Below are 967 nucleotides of genomic sequence, written 5' to 3'. Positions count from 1 at the left end.
CCTTAGAATACTCGAGAGAAAACCTAAATTCTTTCTTAAAGCATCTCAAGAATATTTATACTTATTATGAAATTGAAAATCAAACTCACCACTATGATAAATCCACTATTTGTAAATTAACAATTAATAATAATTACGGCATTAATAAAGATTACAAAGACTTTTGGGGAACTCTAATAAAAGAGTATCCAAAAGAATATAAAGAATGGCTTTGTTGCTCAAATCAATTAGCAAGCTAAATCTACTTTAATCGTTGAAGGTCAAAGGCCCTGTTGCAAAAAGTTTTTGGAGCTGAGGCTAGGATGTGTCTGCTTTAAATTAAGCAGTATAGATATTGAATTGTTGGTTGATGAAACGGATTTTTCCCTTGAGCCCTTGACCATATTTCCAAAGATCTATCTGCCCTTTTTTATGCTTAAGTCATCTCTAGTGTTGCGAAAGTTATCAGTTATGTGACGAATCTTCTCTAGGCTATTTTCCTTGGCTAGAATTGTCGCATAAATTAGTTGCAAATATTCAAAGGAATGTAGGGCTCATCTAATAAGTCTAATATCAATATTATCGGTTGTGTTGCAAGGTTGAGGTAAGATTACACTTAAGGTAAAAAAATATGGAACTTTTTAAATTTTAGACATAGTCGGGGTATAAATATTAAATATACGGTGAATAAAATAAAGCTAACCATGGATGTTTCTTGCAAAAAAACAGGATTGCTTTTTAACGATCATATTCATACCAACATGTATGTTGCTTTGAACTTTTGAAACTCCAGGAAATTCTGATACTGTTTTGGGGGGTGTTCTCTCGCTTTAATAGCTGAATGATGCTTCTATTTCTTTCTCAGAACTAACTTCCATGTAATTTTGTTCGTAATAACTTCGTAATAGCATACATTATACGAAGTTATACGGGAGGATCGTGAAAGCTGACCTGCTTTAAGGAAGGCAGCAGCAGCTAAGGTTATATT

The 967-nt window shown here is 32.9% G+C and carries 1 protein-coding gene; it reads left to right on the top strand.

The annotated features are described in order from the left end of the window. Positions 1-239, top strand: a 239-nt coding sequence (locus tag IG80_RS16375; RefSeq protein WP_032114180.1) for a hypothetical protein, incomplete at its 5' end; no start/stop codon positions are given. Between the last annotated feature and the right edge of the window lie 728 nt (positions 240-967).

It is taken from the genome of Candidatus Paracaedibacter symbiosus (assembly GCF_000757605.1).
GTDB classification, from domain to species: domain Bacteria; phylum Pseudomonadota; class Alphaproteobacteria; order Paracaedibacterales; family Paracaedibacteraceae; genus Paracaedibacter_A; species Paracaedibacter_A symbiosus.
The sequence above is the reverse complement of the archived record's forward strand: the minus strand, read 5'-3'. Positions and strand labels throughout refer to the sequence as shown.